Genomic DNA, 14,317 nt, shown 5'->3' with positions numbered 1-14,317 from the left:
GGCCACTTCGGCCGCGAGGACTCCGACTTCACCTGGGAGCGCACCGACCGCGTCGACGCCCTCCGCGCGGCGGCCGGTCTGTAGCCCGCAGCTTCTCCTGACCCCACCGACCGCTCCCAAGGAGGATCCCGACGTGCGCATCGCCGTCACCGGATCGATCGCGATAGACCATCTGATGGCCTATCCCGGTCGGTTCGCCGAGCAACTGATCGCCGGACAGCTCGACAAGGTCTCGTTGTCCTTCCTCGCCGACGATCTGGACGTCCGGCGGGGAGGCGTCGCCGCGAACATCGCCCTCGCCCTGGGCAGGCTCGGGCTCACCCCTCTCCTCGTCGGCGCGGCCGGGGTCGACTTCGCCGCCTACGGCTGCTGGCTGCGGTCCAACGGCGTGGACACGGAATCGGTGCGGGTCAGCGAGACACGCAGGACCGCGCGTTTCGTGTGCACGACGGACGCCGACCAGAACCAGATCGCGACCTTCTACGCCGGTGCCATGGCCGAGGCGAAGGAGATCGCGCTCGAACCGACCGTGCAGCGCGCCGGGGGACTCGACCTCGTGGTGATCGCCCCCAACGACCCCGAGGCCATGCTGCGGCACACCGACGAGTGCCGCAGAAAGGGGCACGCCTTCGCCGCCGACCCCTCGCAGCAGCTCGCCCGCACCAGCGGGGACGAGGCGCGCAGGTTGGTCGAGGGCGCCCGCTACCTGTTCACCAACGCCTACGAGGCGGCGATGCTCCGGGAACACACCGGATGGAGCGACGCCGACATCCTGGACCGGGTCGGCACCTGGATCACCACGGACGGAGCCGAGGGCGTCCGCGTCGCGGCGGCGGGGCGGCCGACGCTGGAGATCGCCGCCGTCCCGACGTCCGGGGTGGTCGACCCCACCGGCGGCGGCGACGCGCTGCGCGCCGGATTCCTCGCCGGACTCGCCTGGGGGCTCGGCCACGAGCGGGCCGCCCAACTCGGCTGCGCCCTGGCCACGGTGGTCCTGGAGTCGGTCGGCACCCAGGAATACCAGCTCTCCGCGGACGACCTGGTGAGCAGGCTGGACAAGGGCTACGGCGGCGAGGCCGCCCAGGAACTCGAACCCCACCTGGCGGGGTCGGCATGACCGCGCCACCCCGGCCGCACCCGACCGGACGCGTCCTCGCCGAACCCCCGGTCGCTTCCCCGACGCGAGCTCGCGCACCGCGCCGGAACCTGGCCGAGGTGCTCGGCGCGGGCGAGCGCTCGTACTCCTTCGAGTTCTTCCCGCCGAAGAACGAGGCGGGGGAGCGGACCCTGTGGAACGCGATCCGGCGCATCGAGCAGTACGCGCCCACCTTCGTCTCGGTGACCTACGGAGCGGGCGGCTCGTCGCGGGACCGGACCATCGGGCTGACCAAGCGGATGGCCGCGGAGACCACCCTGCGGCCGGTCGCCCACCTCACGGCGGTCGGGCACTCGATCGGCGAACTGCGGAACATCATCGGCCAGTACGCGGACGCCGGAATCCTCGACGTCCTCGCCCTGCGCGGCGACCCGCCCGGCGACCCCCGCGGGCCCTGGCTCGCGGAACCGGACGGGCTGACCTACGCGAGCGAACTGGTGGCGCTCATCCGTGAGTCGTGCGACTTCAGCGTCGGAGTGGCGGCCTTCCCGGAGCGCCACCCGCGCTCCCCGGACTGGGACAGCGACATCCGCCACTTCGTGGCCAAGTGCCGGGCGGGCGCCGACTACGCCATCACCCAGATGTTCTTCGACGCCGAGGACTATCTGCGGCTGCGCGACCGGGTGGCGGCCGCGGGCTGCGACATCCCGATCATCCCCGAGATCATGCCCGCGACCGACTTCCGCCAGGTGCGCCGCTTCGCCGAACTGAGCGACGCCCACTTCCCCGACGACCTCGCCTGGCGGCTGGAGGCCGCGCAGGGCGACGCCGACGAGGGGCGCCGGATCGGGGTCGACCATGCCACCGCCATGGCCCGGCGGCTGCTGGACGAGGGCGCGCCGGGCCTGCACTACATCACGCTCAACCGATCGACCGCGGCGCTGGAGATCCATCGGAATCTGGCGCCACGACCCGTCCACCACACGCCTCGCTGATCGCGGCGGGGTCCCAGTAGTAGGGCCGGATCTCGCGGATGCGGCCGTCCCGGAGGGTCACCGTCTGCACGATGGAGGTGACCACTTCGCGGCCGGTCGCCCGCGAGACGAAGCGCACCCGGTTGGTCGCCACCACGGTGTCGCGGTCGACCAGCTGCCGCTGTTCGAGGAATTCCATCGACTGCCACAGCTCGCCCATGACCGCGATGAACCGCTCCATGCCCTCGGGCCCGTGCCACACGCCCGTGAAGGGCAGACCCGGCGCCTGGTGCAGCTCCACCTCCGGGTCCAGGCACGCGGCGATCTCCTCGAAGCCGGCCCGGCCCGGACCGCCCGCCGTGACATAGGCGCGCTCGGCCTCGTAGAACCGCTGCATCACGGCGATGGCGCTGTCGTTCGAAGACATGGTGTGACGACTCCCGGGGAAACTTCGGACGCTTCGTTCTCGTATCCCAGCCAAGCGCCCGGGCCCCCGCATTGCTGGCGGGATTCGGTCATCGCGCTCCGCGGCCGCGCCCAGCAGGAAGACTGTCGGCCATGGACCAGACCGAACTGCCCCTCGACCTGCCCGGCGATCCCGCGGGCGCCGGGGACGCGCCGCACACCGCCCACGACGCCGTCCCCGCCCTCGCGGACCTGGACTGGCCCGCGCTGTACGCCCAGCTGAACGAGAACGGTGTGGCCCTCACCCCTCCGCTGCTCTCCCGCGCGCAGTGCGAGACGCTCATCGGCACCTTCGACGACCCGGCACTGTGCCGCTCGACCGTGGTGATGCAGCGCTACGACTTCGGCCGCGGTACCTACAAGTACTACGCCGACCCCGCCGCCGTACCGCTCGTCCAGACCCTGCGCGAGAAGCTGTACCCGCCGATGGCGTGGATGGCCAACCAGTGGGCGCCCCTGCTGAACGAGCGCACCTTTCCCGCCACCCTGGACGAACTGCTCGCCGAATGCGCGGACAACGGCCAGCGCCGGTCCACCCCGCTCATCCTCGACTACGGCCCCGGCGACTACGCCTGTCTGCACCAGGACATCTACGGGGACATCGTCTTTCCGCTCCAGATCGCCTTCATGCTGGGTGAGCCCGGCCAGGACTTCACCGGCGGGGAGAACGTCTTCGTTGAACAGCGTCCCCGCTCCCAGTCCCGCGCCATCGTCCTCACCCCACGCCTCGGCCAGGGCATGATCTTTCCCGTCCGCCACCGGCCCGTGCGGGGATCGCACGGCTACCGCCGCCACCCCATGCGGCACGGCACCAACGCCGTGACGTCGGGGCGCCGGACCACGCTCGGCGTCATCTTCCACAACGCGCGCTGACCCGGCACCGCCCCGGGCTCACGTCATCGCCCGGCCTCCCGATCGGTGAGGCCGGTGACGCGCATGGTGATGTTCAGGCGCCCCGAGGCGAGCCCGGTGGCGGGGTCGGCGGTGCCCTCGTACACCTTGGGCACGCCGTGGTAGACGTACCGGGAGGGGCCGCCGAAGACGAACAGGTCGCCGGAGGCGAGTTCGATGTCGGTGTAGGGCTTGGTGCGGGTTTCGGTGTTGCCGACGCGGAAGACGCAGGTGTCGCCGATGGACAGCGAGACGACCGGAGCCGAGGACCGCTCGTCCTTGTCCTGGTGCATGCCCAGCTTGGCCTGACCGTCATAGAAGTTGATCAGCGCGGTGTCCGGGGTGTACGCGGCCGCGCCCTCGGTGTCGCCGTAGGCGTCCAGCAGCGCGCGGCGGCCCAACTGGACCATCCAGTCGGGGAATTCGGCGACGCGCTCGCCGTTCACATCGTCGGCGGTGCGGGTGTACTTGTAGGGCTGCCAGTGCCAGCCGATGCACACCGTCTGCACCGACATGACGCCACCGCGCGGCAGGCGGGTGTGGCGGATGGGGACCGGGCCGGTGGCCCAGGCGCGGCAGGCGGTGACGAGTTCGCGCTGCTGTTCCGGGGTGAGCCAGCCGGGCAGGTGCACGGCGCCGGGGGAGATCTCCATGGCGGGGCGGGGGATCAGGGCGGTCATGCGGTGCTCCCGGGCGGTGGGTAGGAGGTGACCCAGCGGTGGCGTACGGCCCAGGTGCCGCCCTCGGCGGTGGCACCGCGCAGGCCGTGCAGCGTGTCCGGCCCGGCCAGCGCGGGGAGGCGGGAGTCCCTGAGCGCGGCGAAGGCGACCGTGCGGGCCGGGTCCCAGTCGGTGGAGTGGCGCAGCCGGCGGGCCAGCTGGGCGAAGCCGAGCGGGGCCGCGGCCATGACCCAGGCGTCGGGCTCCTCGGCGGTCAGCCGACGCGCGGGGCGCAGCCAGGACGCGGCGCTCTCCGGCCAGTCCACTGTGGCGAGGACCCTTCCGCCGCGCGCCTTCCAGGCTGCCGCGAAGGCGTCGGCGGCGGCGCGGGAGGCCGGGTCGCGGCTGTGGCCGACGGCGACGGTCTCGATGCGGCTCCTCGCGGGGGTCAACAGCCCTACGAGGGCGTCGAGTTCGGGGGCGGTGTGCGGGGCGGGGCACGGCAGCTCGCCGTACGCGGCCAGCTCCTCCGCGGGGATCAGGGGCGATCCGGATGCCGGTGGTCCCGTGAGACTGCTCATGGTGTGGTGGTGTTCTCCCGGTTGGCTTTCCACAGGGCGTACTTCCGGGGCAGGCACACGGCGCACGGCCGGTATCCGGCCGCGATCGCGGTGGCCTCGTCCACGAAGAACACCCGGTGTTTCACGTAGTGGCCGCGGGCGATGGCCCGCAGCGCGGAGGGGCAGTCCAGACGCCCGTAGAGCCGCATGCCCCGGTGACCGCCGAGACTGCCCGGAGTGGCGCTGCGATACGGCACCCCGTCGGGGCCGATCAGGGTGTGCGGGCGCCGCTCCGGGAGCCGGGCGGGGTCGGCCGGGGCGGGAGTCATGCGGCGTCGTGGAAGACGAGGCCGAGGGTGTGGCGGTGTCCGGAGCGGACGGTGCTCACGCCGTGCCGCATGGGCCCGTTCGCCCAGCCGCGCTTGGAGGCCACGGGGCGGTCCCGGGTGGTGAAGATCAGCCCGTGGCCCTTGGGCAGGGTGGTGGACGAGCCCCTCGACTGGGCGCGGGGGCGCTGCTCGGTCATGATGAACTCACCGCCCGTGAAGTCCTCGCCGGGGGCGTCGAGGCCGACCACGACCTGGAGCGGGAAGAGCATCTCGCCGAACACGTCCCGGTGCAGGGCGTTCCAGTCGCCGGGACCGTAACGCAGCAGGATCTGGGCGGACTTGGCCTGCCCCGCCTCGTGGCACATCGTCAGCCACTCCTCGAGGGTGTCCGGCCAGGGCGCGGGCCGGTCCAGCTTGCGGGCCCAGTCGCGGGCGATGGGCAGCAGCCGCGGATAGAACGCCCCGCGCAGCTCGCGGACCAGGTCCGGGAGGTCGTGGGTGAAGTAGCGGTACTGGCCCGAACCGAAGCGGTAGCGGGCCATGTCGATGGTCGTGCGGAAGCGCTCGGCCTCGTCGTACAGTCCGGCGATGCGGTGGCATTCGCCGGGGGTGAGGAGCGGCCCGGTGAGCGCGTGGCCGAACTCGCCCAGTTCGTCGGTGAGCGCGTCCCAGTCGTCCGCCGCGACGCGGTCGGCCACCTGGCCCTGGGTCGCGGAGCTGATGGTGTCGGTCATGAGGTGCCGTTCCTTTGCGGTGCCGCGGACTCGTGTGCGTGCTCCAGGTCCAGCAGCTGTCGCTTGCGCTCCAGGCCACCGGCGTATCCGGTCAGTGCGCCGCTGGCACCGATCACCCGGTGGCAGGGGCGGACGACCAGCAGCGGGTTGGCCCCGATCGCCGTGCCGACGGCGCGGACCGCGGCGCGCGGGGCATCGATCCGGGCGGCGATGTCGCCGTAGCTGAGGGTCGTGCCGTAGGGGATGGACTCCAAGGACGTCCAGACGCGCTGCTGGAAGGCGCTGCCGCCGGTGACGTACTCGATGTCGAAGCGGGTCAGCTTGCCGTCGAAGTACGAGCGGAGCTGGCGCGTGATGTCGGCGAAGGCGTCCGCGTCCTCGGTCCAGCCGTCCTGGACGGTGGGGCGGCGCTTCTGCTCCGGCACCGACAGGGAGGCCAGTGCGGTGCCGCCCTTCGCGGTCGCCGACTCCTCGCCGACCAGGAGCAGTTCGCCCAGGGGGCTGTCCATCGTGGTGTAGACCGTCATCGGCCTCGTTCCTCCGGTGATTGTCGAGGTGTGCCGGTGCGGGTCACATGAGGGTCGGCTGGAGCACGCCCTCGTGGGTGAGGAGCTGCACCTTGCGCTCGACCCCTCCGGCGTAGCCGCGCATGGTCCCGTCCGCGCCGATCACCCGGTGGCAGGGCCGCACCAGCAGCAGCGGGTTCGCGCCGATCGCCGTGCCCACGGCCTGGACCTGCCCGCGGGGGACGCCCAGCCCTTCGGCGAGCTGCCCGTAGGTGGTCGAGGTGCCGTACGGGATCTCCTCCAGCGCGTGCCACACGCGCTGCTGGAAGTCCGTGCCGCCGCCGGGCGTGAACGGGATGTCGAAGGCGGTGAGTCCGCCGTCGAAGTACGCCCTCAGCTGCCGGGCGACCTCCGCGAACCGGTCGGGTGCGCGGCGCCACTCGGGCCGTACGGCCGGGGCGTTCTTCTGCCCGGGCATGGACAGCGAGGTCAGGGTGAGGGTGTCGTCCGGTGTCTCTTCGCCCACCAGGAGCAGTTCGCCCAGGGGGCTGTCCAGCGTGGTGTAGATGGTCATCGTCGTGCTCTCATCGCTCGTCCGCTGTGGCTTCATTGTCAACGATGGGGGGTCGCGGCCGGGAATGCTGGCGGTATTCGGACATCACGCTGGGGTACGGCGCCGGGCGGCGGTGGCTTCGGCGGCGGCCCGCCAGAAGTGGTGCATGGCGTACGTGCGCCACGGCCGCCAGCCTGCCGCGTCCCCGGGCCCGGCGCCCGTGTGCCGCATACCCGCCTGGACGGCCACATCGCCGGTGAGCAGCACCTCCGGGTCGCCGAGCGCCCGCATACGGATGTAGCCCGCCGTCCACGGGCCGATGCCGCGCAGGCCGAGCAGCGTCCGCTCGGCGTGGTCGCGGTCGGCACCGGGGTCCAGCGCGACGGTGCCGACCGCGAGGGCCGCGGTGAGCGCGCGCAGCGTGCGGCGGCGGGATTCGGGCATCCCCAGCTCACCCAGCGCGGCGTCGGCCAGCACCTCGGCCGTGGGAAAGAGGCGGGTCAGCCCGCCGCCGGGCATCCGCAGCGGCTGCCCGTACGCGGCCACGAGCGCGCTGCCGAGCCGGCGCCCGGCCGCCACCGAGACCTGCTGGCCCAGTACGGCGCCGGACGGCCGGCTCGTGCGGATCCGCGGCGCCCGGGGCGCGCAGCCCGGGGCGCCGGGACACCAGCGGGGCCAGAGCCGGGTCGGTGGCCAGGCGTTCGTCGACCGCGTAGGGGTCGGCGTCGAGGTCGAACACGCGGCGATCCGCTGCGTCGCCGTGGTCAGGTCGCGCGGACAGCTCAGACGCAGTCGGCACCCCAGCCAGCCCCCAGGGCCTCGCCGACCTCGGCGATGCCGGTGCCGTGCGGCAGGCGCAGCGTGCGCCGGTAGACGCGTGCACCACGCTCCCCGGTGAGCTGCGCGATGCCGTCGACGGCCCGGTTGCCGAGGTAGTCGAAGACCTCGGTGGCGGCGTACGGGCCTCGGTAGGCCAGCCGCAGCGGCACCCCCGCCGCCCCGTCCGCCGAGCCGGGTGCCCCGAACCGTGCGGAGGGCCCCGGCCTCGGCTCCCGCAGACGGCTGGGGGTGGCGGCGTAGGTCTGCCGGACGGTGTCGTTGAACTGCCGCACACTGGAGAACCCGGCCGCGAAGGCGATCTCGGGGGCCTGCATGTCCGTCGTCTCCAGCAGGATCCGTGCCGTGTGCGCGCGCTGGGCGCGCGCACACGGCGATGGGCCCGGCGCCCACCTCGGCGTCCAGCTGCCGCTGCACCTGCCGCGCGCTGTACCCCAGCCGCGCGGCCAGCCCGGCCACGCCTTCGCGGTCGACGATGCCGTCCGAGATCAGCCGCATGGCGCGGCCGACCGCGTCGGCACGGGCGGTCCACTCGGCGGAGCCGGGCACGGCGTGATCACTTTCCCACTGTGCGGCGGCCCGCGGCGGTGCGTCGGCGGGAATCGGACCTCGCGCTGACCACCGGCTGGAGGCCGCGCTCCCGCGCTCAGCGGGCGTTGCGGAAGATCACGCCCGGTGGCGGGGGGCGCGGATGCCGTCGATGATGCGGGTCCAGTTGTCGCCGCCGTGCCCGTCGTCGATCGCGCGCCGGTAGTGCGCCTGAACGGCTTCCGGGAGCGCGAGGTCGAGGCCGAGCGACGCGCTGGTTTCCACGATGTGGTCGGACGTCGCGCCCATCATCGTGACGGTGCTGAGGTCGCCCGGATGCTCCCCGGCATCCAGCGCGGCGCCGGGAGTCTCCTCGCCCGCCGCCACGATCGCGCCGACCGAGTCGGTGAGGGCGAGCAGCTCCGGCAGCACCTCCTGGGCCTTCATCCCCACACTGTCCAGCATCGCGGTCGCGTGCATCAGCCCGGACAGGGTGGTGAGGAACAGCGCGAGCTGGGCCTGGTACATCATCTGGGCGAGGCCCGGATCGTTGCCCAGATACTTCGGCGCGCCGAGCAGCGCCAACGCCGCCCGGTGGCGCTCCAGCGCCTCGTCGGGGCCGCTGTAGTAGATGTACGACGCCTCCGTGCCGACCATCGGCGCCGGGACCATGACACCGCCGGTGAGGAAGGTGGCACCGTGGCCCGCTGCCCACGTGCTCGCCTCGCGCGTCCGGTCGGGAGTGTCCGAGCTGAGGTTGACGAGCGTCCGCCCGGAGAGCGATCCGGAGGCGCTGCCCAGGATGTCGTACATCGCGCGGTAGTCGGTGAGGCTGAGGATCACCAGCTCGCTCGCCTCGACCGCCGCGGCCGGGGTGGCCGCGAGCGTGGCGCCGTCGGCGACGACGCCGTCCGCCCGGCCGGCGGTGCGGTTCCAGACGGTGACCGGATGACCGGAGGCCAGCAGGGCGCGGGTCATGGCCTGGCCCATCGGGCCCAGCCCGAGGACGGTGACGGGGCTCATCCGCCCGGAGAATGAGGTGAGTTGTTCGTTCACCCCTCCATGATCGGAGCGCCCCACTACTCTCGGAAGTACCCACTAAATACTGCGGTACTTACCTTTTTGTAAGGAGCGGCACAGCGATGGACAGGACTCCGAGAAGCGGTCCCTACATCTGCGGCATCGACGCCGCCCTCGACGTGGTGAGCGGCAAGTGGAAGGGGCTGATCCTCTGGGAACTCGACGCCCACCGTGTACGCCGCTTCTCCGAACTCCGCCGCGGCCTCCCGGGCGTGACGGAGAAGATGCTGACCCAGCACCTGCGCGAGATGGAGAAGGACGGCCTCGTGCACCGCGAGGTCTACGCCGAAGTGCCGCCCCGCGTGGAGTACTCCCTGACCGAGCACGGCCACACCCTCAACCAAGCACTCGGCCCGCTCGGCGCCTGGGGCGTCGACCGGATCCGCCGCGAGGGCTCCGAAGTGGTCGACGTGCCCGAGACCGCACACTGACGCTTTCCACCGCGGGCGCTCCGTTCAGGGGGTGCGGCTCCGGGTGCGCTGGCGGTGGCCCCTGACGTCGGGGCGGCCTACGTGGCCCGTCGGGCGCTGAGTCTCGCCGAGCCAGAGCTGGGGGACGTGGCTGCGGACCGCGTCGACCACCGGCTGCTGGTTGGGGGCGGTGAGGGGGACGCGGTGGTGCAGGCGGGGGAGGCCGGGGTGCAGGGGGTCCTCGTCGCGGACCAGGCCCCATAGGACCGGGTCGTCCCGGTCGATGGGGCCGTTGGGGTACAGCTCCAGGGAGTAGATCTTCCCCTTGCGCCCGAACTCGCTCCAGTGGAGGGCGATTCCGGCGAGGCCGTGCCAGGGAATGACGTTCCGCAAGTCTCCCTTTTCGAGCCAGAGGCCCGTGTGGTCGATGAGGATCCTGTTGCGGCGGTTCGCCCAGAAGGGCACGAAGAGGATGACTCCGAGGACACCGAGGGCCACCATGAACGCGAGGCCCACGAACCCGCTGACGGTGGACTCTCCCTTCTGCTGCTCCGTGGCGACCAGGACGGCACCGAAGATGCCGAAGGCGCCGATGGCCATGAGGACGAGGGAGCAGGGGAGCCCGGTCATGGCGCTGCGGCGGCCGATGCGTATGACCGTGGCGTTCGGCGCGGGGGAGGGCGTGTACGGCGACGACATGGTGCGTGAGCTTAGTTGGCCCCGATGCCCGGCCCTCCGTAGGGCCGGGCATCCCGCGGAAGAGGGGTCAGACGGTGAGCAGGGCCTTGATGGCGCGGCGCTCGTCCATGGCCCGGTACGCCGCGGCGGCCTCGTCGAGCGGGAGGGTGAGGTCGAAGACCTTGCCCGGGTTGATCTTCCGCTGCCAGATCAGGTCGATCAGCTCGGGCAGGTACTGGCGCACCGGGGCCGGGCCGCCGACCAAGTGGACCTGGGAGAAGAAGAGTTCCTCGCCGCTGAGGGAGACGTCGTGGTTGACGCCCACGAAGCCGACGTGTCCGCCGGGGCGGGTGCTCCGGATGGCCTGCTCCATGGACTCCTGGGTGCCGACCGCCTCGACGACGGAGTGGGCGCCCAGGCCGCCGGTCAGCTCCTTGATCTTCGCCGCGCCGGCGTCGCCGCGTGTGGTGACGATGTCGGTGGCGCCGAACTCGCGGGCGAGCCGCTGGCGCGGCTCGTGGCGGCTCATCGCGATGATCCGCTCCGCGCCGAGCTGCTGGGCGGCCAGGACCGCGAGCAGGCCGACCGCGCCGTCGCCGACGACCGCGACCGTCTTGCCCGGCCCGGCCTCGGCGGCGACCGCGCCGAACCATCCGGTGCCCAGCACGTCCGAGGCGGCCAGCAGGCTCGGGATCAGGTCGGCGTCCGGCGTGCCCGGCAGGGGGACGAGGGTGCCGTCGGCGTGGGGGATCAGGGCGCGCTCGGACTGGGTGCCGACCTGGGCCATGAACACGCGGTGGACGCAGGACGAGGGGTAGCCGGAGCGGCAGATCTCGCAGGTGCCGCAGGAGGCGACGAACGAGCCGAGGACGAACTGGCCGGGCTTGACGGTCTCGACCCCGCTGCCGACCTCCTCGACGACGCCGACGTACTCGTGCCCCATCGGCACGGGCTCGTCGACGGAGTCGATGCCGCAGTAGGGCCACAGGTCCGAGCCGCAGACGCAGGCCGCCGACAGCCGGATGATCGCATCCGTCGGGGCGGTGATCTTCGGGTCGGCGACCTCCTCCACCCGGACGTCGCCGGGAGCGTGCAGAACAGCAGCGCGCATGAGGGTTACTCCTAAGGATCAGTGAATAAGGCGGTTCAGGTGTTTTCGGGGTGTGCGGCGGCCGCACGGGCGACGACCGCGCCGCCCGTGGGTGCCGCTGATCGGCGTCGTTGGATGACGGCGATCGCGATCGTGGGGATCAGCGTGAGCGCGGCGATGGCGGTGCCCACGGCGGCGGGACCCGTGACTCCCAGCGGGGAACCGAGGGCCAGACCGGCGATCCAGGAGCCGACGGCGGTGCCGAGGTTGAACGCCGATACGGTCAGCGCGGACCCCAGGGTGGGGGCCCGGCCCGCGAAGCGGACGCCCAGGGAGATCAGCACCGGGTTGGCGCCGAGCCCGAACAGTCCCAGCAGCGCGACCAGCGCGATCGTGGGTACGGCGTCACCGGACAGCAGGCAGATCGCCAGCAGCAGGACCGTGGTCGCCGCGGCGGCCACGATCGTCGTGGCGTGCGGACGGTGGTCTCCCAGACGGCCTCCCACCAGGAAGCCCGCCAGGGCGCCGACACCGAAGCCGCCCAGGACCAGCGGCACCAGACCGGCGGCCAGCTGGGCCCGGTCGGTCAGCAGCGGCGAGACGTAGGAGTACGTCGACAGCACACCGCCGGTCGTGGTCGCGCAGGCCGCCAGCGCCAGCCACAGGCGCCCCGAGCGCAGGGCGGACAGCTCGGTACGGACCGAGATCACCTCGTGCACGGAGGCATCGCGCGGAACATGGCGGCCGATGAGCGCCATGGCGGCCACCGCGAGGGCTGCGAGCGCCCAGAACGGTCCCCGCCACCCCATGACCTGTCCGGCGAAGGCGCCGAGCGGCACACCGACGACGTTGGCGAGCATCGCACCGGAGCCCACGACGCCCAGGGCACGGGAGCCCGCGGCGGGACCGGCGGCACGGGCGGCCACCACGTTGGCCACGGCCCAGAACGCGCCGGTCGCCAGCGCCGTCAGGAACCGCGCCGCCAGCAGCAGCGCGAAGCTGTTGCCGAGAGCCACGACGACGTGCCCGGCCGCGAAGACGCCCAGGGCCAGGACCAGCGTCGACCGTCTGGGCAGCCGCAGCGTGAGCATCGCCATCAGCGGCGCGCCGACGATCATCCCGACCGCGAAGACCGTGACCAGCAGCCCGGCCTGCGCCACGCTGATCCGCACATCGCCCGCGATCTCCGGAAGCAGGCCCGCCACCACGAACTCGGTCGTGCCCATCAGGAACGTGCCCAGGGCGAGCACGTACACGACGAGCGGAAGCCGGGTGGGTGGTTGCTCGCGGTCACCGACGCCTCGTACGTCGGCGGGGGCGTGGAGGGTTCCTCCTCGCGTGGTCATACATCGTCTCCGCAGCGGATCGAACTTCATGGTGCGCACCCCACGAAACCCCTCCCGTCGCAGGCGCGGGAGGCCGCGTTTATGGGGGGTACAAGCTCAACCCCCCTCCGCCGGGATCCGGGCCGTAGCGTGGAAGGCATGGAACACCGCTCCGACAACCGCGCCGACATCCGTGACTTCCTCGCCCGTCGGCGCGCCCAGCTCACCCCGGAGCAGGTCGGGCTGCCCACCAGCGCTCGGCGCCGGGTGCCCGGGCTGCGCCGCGAGGAGGTCGCGGTCCTCGCGGGAGTGAGCACCGAGTGGTACACCCGGCTGGAGAAGGGCCACATCAGCGGCGTGTCCGAGGACGTCCTCGACGCGGTGGCCCGCACCCTCCAGCTGAGCGAGGACGAACGAACCTACCTGTTCGACCTGGCCAAGGCCGCCCAGCCCCGCCCCGCGGCCCGGCGCCGCCGCAAGGCCGTCGACGTCCCGCCCCGCGTCCAGTGGCTGCTCGACTCCATGACCCTGTCCGCGGCGTTCGTCAGCAACGGCCGCCTGGACATGGTGGCCACCAACGCGCTCGCCCGCGCCCTCTTCGCGCCGATGTTCCACAGCCACACCACGGACGAACGCGGTCACCCCAACTTCGCCCGGTTCTACTTCCTCGACCGGGGCTCACACGACTTCGTCGACAACTGGGACGACGGCGCCGAGATCACCGTCGCACTGCTGCGCGCCGAGGCCGGGAGGTTCCCCCACGACAAGGCGCTGCGCGAGCTGGTCGGCGAGCTGTCCACGGTCAGCGCCGAGTTCCGCACCCGCTGGGCCGCCCACAACGTGCGCATCCACCACGGCGGCGTCAAACGCTTCCACCACCCCGACGCGGGTCCCCTGGAACTCACCTACCAGCCGCTGAACCTGCCCATGTCCGCCCACGAGGCACACTCCCTGACCATCTACACCGCCGAGCCCGGTACCGCGGACGAAGACCGGCTCAAGCTCCTCGCCAGCTGGTCGGCGACCCGATCCGAGGCAGCAGGCCCTCCCGCGGACAGGGACCTCTAGGCCCACTTCACGGCCCGGGATTCGCCGGGCCCGGGCCGTGGGTATGTGTTTCCGGAACGCCGCGCACCAGGAACCGCGCCCGCACCATCGCTCACTCCGCTCCACGTGTCACCGTCGTGCACCGCCGTCGTACGCCACGCCACGCCACGGAGGAGATGTCCATGCGCCGTAGCTCAGGCCCCCTGGCCGCTGTGATCGCGTTCCTCACCTTCCTCGGGCTGCTGCTGCCCACCGGTGCCACCGCCGCCACCGACGACGCCGCCACCGGGGCCGCGCGGGCGGGCGGGGCCGTCGGCCCGTTGCCGTCCGTCGTCCCGCGCCCGCAGGAGATGGCCCGGCTGGGCCCCGACGTCAGGGTGCCCTCCGACGTGCGCGTGGTCTACGGCGACGGGGTGGACCAACCCACGCGCGAACTCGTCGCCTCCGTCTTACGCCAGGCCGGGGCGCGGCACCTGCGGGGCGGCTCCGGGCCGGGGCTGACGGTCACCGTCGGGCGGCTCGCCGACGCGCCGGTCGCGAAGGCGCTGCGGGCCG

The 14,317-nt window shown here is 72.6% G+C and carries 17 protein-coding genes and 1 pseudogene; 6 read left to right on the top strand and 12 right to left on the bottom strand.

Annotated elements, in window-relative coordinates:
* The first annotated feature begins 133 nt into the window (after window positions 1-133).
* Together EEJ42_RS41865 and metF are read left to right on the top strand one after the other, a co-directional pair.
* Entirely contained in the window at window positions 134-1,117 is a 984-nt protein-coding gene (locus EEJ42_RS41865) for a carbohydrate kinase family protein (RefSeq protein ID WP_123107374.1), read from the top strand.
* Window positions 1,114-2,091 carry a methylenetetrahydrofolate reductase [NAD(P)H] gene (gene metF / locus EEJ42_RS41860; protein WP_246097707.1) on the top strand — a complete coding sequence of 326 codons (978 nt, stop codon included), beginning with the start codon at window positions 1,114-1,116 and terminating at the stop codon, window positions 2,089-2,091. The genes EEJ42_RS41865 and metF overlap by 4 nt, the downstream gene beginning before the upstream one ends.
* On the opposite strand, the gene EEJ42_RS41855 is transcribed toward metF, so the two are convergent.
* Complete coding sequence (locus tag EEJ42_RS41855) at window positions 2,018-2,497, bottom strand: nuclear transport factor 2 family protein (RefSeq protein ID WP_123107373.1); 480 nt, start codon at window positions 2,495-2,497, stop codon at window positions 2,018-2,020. The genes metF and EEJ42_RS41855 overlap by 74 nt on opposite strands.
* Before the next feature lie 131 nt (window positions 2,498-2,628).
* On the opposite strand from EEJ42_RS41855, the gene EEJ42_RS41850 reads away from it, so the two are divergent.
* The gene (locus EEJ42_RS41850) at window positions 2,629-3,408 is read left to right on the top strand and encodes a 2OG-Fe(II) oxygenase (RefSeq protein ID WP_246097706.1); all 780 of its coding nucleotides are present in this window, start codon (window positions 2,629-2,631) and stop codon (window positions 3,406-3,408) included.
* Window positions 3,409-3,431: 23 nt separating this feature from the next.
* On the opposite strand, the gene EEJ42_RS41845 is transcribed toward EEJ42_RS41850, so the two are convergent.
* The 8 genes and pseudogenes from EEJ42_RS41845 to EEJ42_RS41810 form a co-directional block, all read right to left on the bottom strand.
* Window positions 3,432-4,106: an alpha-ketoglutarate-dependent dioxygenase AlkB family protein gene (locus EEJ42_RS41845; protein ID WP_123107372.1), complete on the bottom strand. Its 675-nt coding sequence runs from the start codon at window positions 4,104-4,106 to the stop codon at window positions 3,432-3,434.
* Window positions 4,103-4,666, bottom strand: coding sequence for an ABC transporter substrate-binding protein (locus EEJ42_RS41840; RefSeq protein WP_246097705.1), 564 nt, complete (start codon window positions 4,664-4,666; stop codon window positions 4,103-4,105). The genes EEJ42_RS41845 and EEJ42_RS41840 overlap by 4 nt, the downstream gene beginning before the upstream one ends.
* Window positions 4,663-4,974, bottom strand: a complete 312-nt coding sequence (locus EEJ42_RS41835; RefSeq protein WP_123107370.1) for an Ada metal-binding domain-containing protein — start codon at window positions 4,972-4,974, stop codon at window positions 4,663-4,665. Before EEJ42_RS41835 ends, EEJ42_RS41840 begins: the two co-directional genes overlap by 4 nt.
* Window positions 4,971-5,708: a 2OG-Fe(II) oxygenase gene (locus tag EEJ42_RS41830; protein ID WP_123107369.1), complete on the bottom strand. Its 738-nt coding sequence runs from the start codon at window positions 5,706-5,708 to the stop codon at window positions 4,971-4,973. The genes EEJ42_RS41835 and EEJ42_RS41830 overlap by 4 nt, the downstream gene beginning before the upstream one ends.
* Window positions 5,705-6,235 (bottom strand): methylated-DNA--[protein]-cysteine S-methyltransferase, encoded by a 531-nt coding sequence (locus EEJ42_RS41825; RefSeq protein ID WP_123107368.1) that lies wholly within the window; start codon window positions 6,233-6,235, stop codon window positions 5,705-5,707. Before EEJ42_RS41825 ends, EEJ42_RS41830 begins: the two co-directional genes overlap by 4 nt.
* 43 nt (window positions 6,236-6,278) lie before the next feature.
* Window positions 6,279-6,788, bottom strand: coding sequence for a methylated-DNA--[protein]-cysteine S-methyltransferase (locus tag EEJ42_RS41820; RefSeq protein ID WP_184503523.1), 510 nt, complete (start codon window positions 6,786-6,788; stop codon window positions 6,279-6,281).
* An 84-nt stretch (window positions 6,789-6,872) separates the two neighbouring features.
* Window positions 6,873-8,156, bottom strand: a pseudogene (locus EEJ42_RS41815) (AlkA N-terminal domain-containing protein); the annotation flags it as partial.
* A gap of 114 nt (window positions 8,157-8,270) precedes the next feature.
* Entirely contained in the window at window positions 8,271-9,155 is an 885-nt protein-coding gene (locus EEJ42_RS41810; protein WP_123107375.1) for an NAD(P)-dependent oxidoreductase, read from the bottom strand.
* 119 nt (window positions 9,156-9,274) lie between these two features.
* Here EEJ42_RS41810 and EEJ42_RS41805 point away from each other — a divergent pair, with 119 nt between their 5' ends.
* Window positions 9,275-9,643, top strand: a complete 369-nt coding sequence (locus tag EEJ42_RS41805) for a winged helix-turn-helix transcriptional regulator (protein WP_123107366.1) — start codon at window positions 9,275-9,277, stop codon at window positions 9,641-9,643.
* Window positions 9,644-9,667: 24 nt separating this feature from the next.
* On the opposite strand, the gene EEJ42_RS41800 is transcribed toward EEJ42_RS41805, so the two are convergent.
* The 3 genes from EEJ42_RS41800 to EEJ42_RS41790 all read right to left on the bottom strand — a co-directional run bounded on the left by EEJ42_RS41800 (window position 9,668) and on the right by EEJ42_RS41790 (window position 12,736).
* Complete coding sequence (locus EEJ42_RS41800; protein WP_123107365.1) at window positions 9,668-10,321, bottom strand: hypothetical protein; 654 nt, start codon at window positions 10,319-10,321, stop codon at window positions 9,668-9,670.
* Window positions 10,322-10,388: 67 nt separating this feature from the next.
* The gene (locus EEJ42_RS41795; RefSeq protein ID WP_123107364.1) at window positions 10,389-11,411 is read right to left on the bottom strand and encodes a zinc-dependent alcohol dehydrogenase family protein; all 1,023 of its coding nucleotides are present in this window, start codon (window positions 11,409-11,411) and stop codon (window positions 10,389-10,391) included.
* Window positions 11,412-11,446: 35 nt separating this feature from the next.
* Window positions 11,447-12,736 (bottom strand): MFS transporter, encoded by a 1,290-nt coding sequence (locus EEJ42_RS41790; RefSeq protein ID WP_123107363.1) that lies wholly within the window; start codon window positions 12,734-12,736, stop codon window positions 11,447-11,449.
* A gap of 138 nt (window positions 12,737-12,874) precedes the next feature.
* On the opposite strand from EEJ42_RS41790, the gene EEJ42_RS41785 reads away from it, so the two are divergent.
* Entirely contained in the window at window positions 12,875-13,783 is a 909-nt protein-coding gene (locus EEJ42_RS41785) for a helix-turn-helix transcriptional regulator (protein WP_123107362.1), read from the top strand.
* A gap of 161 nt (window positions 13,784-13,944) precedes the next feature.
* The coding region (locus EEJ42_RS41780; RefSeq protein ID WP_246097704.1) for a glycoside hydrolase family 20 zincin-like fold domain-containing protein at window positions 13,945-14,317 on the top strand (373 nt) is incomplete at its 3' end.

This window comes from Streptomyces botrytidirepellens, from assembly GCF_003721215.1.
Taxonomy (GTDB): domain Bacteria; phylum Actinomycetota; class Actinomycetes; order Streptomycetales; family Streptomycetaceae; genus Streptomyces; species Streptomyces himastatinicus.
The sequence above is the reverse complement of the archived record's forward strand: the minus strand, read 5'-3'. Positions and strand labels throughout refer to the sequence as shown.

What these genes read in the sequence shown, in the direction of transcription:
- EEJ42_RS41845 (WP_123107372.1), bottom strand. Translation starts at nt 4,106, where the DNA reads ATGACCGCCCTGATCCCCCGCCCCGCCATGGAGATCTCCCCCGGCGCC.
- EEJ42_RS41825 (WP_123107368.1), bottom strand. Translation starts at nt 6,235, where the DNA reads ATGACGGTCTACACCACGATGGACAGCCCCCTGGGCGAACTGCTCCTG.
- EEJ42_RS41855 (WP_123107373.1), bottom strand. Translation starts at nt 2,497, where the DNA reads ATGTCTTCGAACGACAGCGCCATCGCCGTGATGCAGCGGTTCTACGAG.
- EEJ42_RS41790 (WP_123107363.1), bottom strand. Translation starts at nt 12,736, where the DNA reads ATGACCACGCGAGGAGGAACCCTCCACGCCCCCGCCGACGTACGAGGC.
- EEJ42_RS41800 (WP_123107365.1), bottom strand. Translation starts at nt 10,321, where the DNA reads ATGTCGTCGCCGTACACGCCCTCCCCCGCGCCGAACGCCACGGTCATA.
- EEJ42_RS41850 (WP_246097706.1), top strand. Translation starts at nt 2,629, where the DNA reads ATGGACCAGACCGAACTGCCCCTCGACCTGCCCGGCGATCCCGCGGGC.
- EEJ42_RS41785 (WP_123107362.1), top strand. Translation starts at nt 12,875, where the DNA reads ATGGAACACCGCTCCGACAACCGCGCCGACATCCGTGACTTCCTCGCC.
- EEJ42_RS41830 (WP_123107369.1), bottom strand. Translation starts at nt 5,708, where the DNA reads ATGACCGACACCATCAGCTCCGCGACCCAGGGCCAGGTGGCCGACCGC.
- EEJ42_RS41835 (WP_123107370.1), bottom strand. Translation starts at nt 4,974, where the DNA reads ATGACTCCCGCCCCGGCCGACCCCGCCCGGCTCCCGGAGCGGCGCCCG.
- metF (WP_246097707.1), top strand. Translation starts at nt 1,114, where the DNA reads ATGACCGCGCCACCCCGGCCGCACCCGACCGGACGCGTCCTCGCCGAA.
- EEJ42_RS41805 (WP_123107366.1), top strand. Translation starts at nt 9,275, where the DNA reads ATGGACAGGACTCCGAGAAGCGGTCCCTACATCTGCGGCATCGACGCC.
- EEJ42_RS41810 (WP_123107375.1), bottom strand. Translation starts at nt 9,155, where the DNA reads ATGAGCCCCGTCACCGTCCTCGGGCTGGGCCCGATGGGCCAGGCCATG.
- EEJ42_RS41840 (WP_246097705.1), bottom strand. Translation starts at nt 4,666, where the DNA reads ATGAGCAGTCTCACGGGACCACCGGCATCCGGATCGCCCCTGATCCCC.
- EEJ42_RS41820 (WP_184503523.1), bottom strand. Translation starts at nt 6,788, where the DNA reads ATGACCATCTACACCACGCTGGACAGCCCCCTGGGCGAACTGCTCCTG.
- EEJ42_RS41795 (WP_123107364.1), bottom strand. Translation starts at nt 11,411, where the DNA reads ATGCGCGCTGCTGTTCTGCACGCTCCCGGCGACGTCCGGGTGGAGGAG.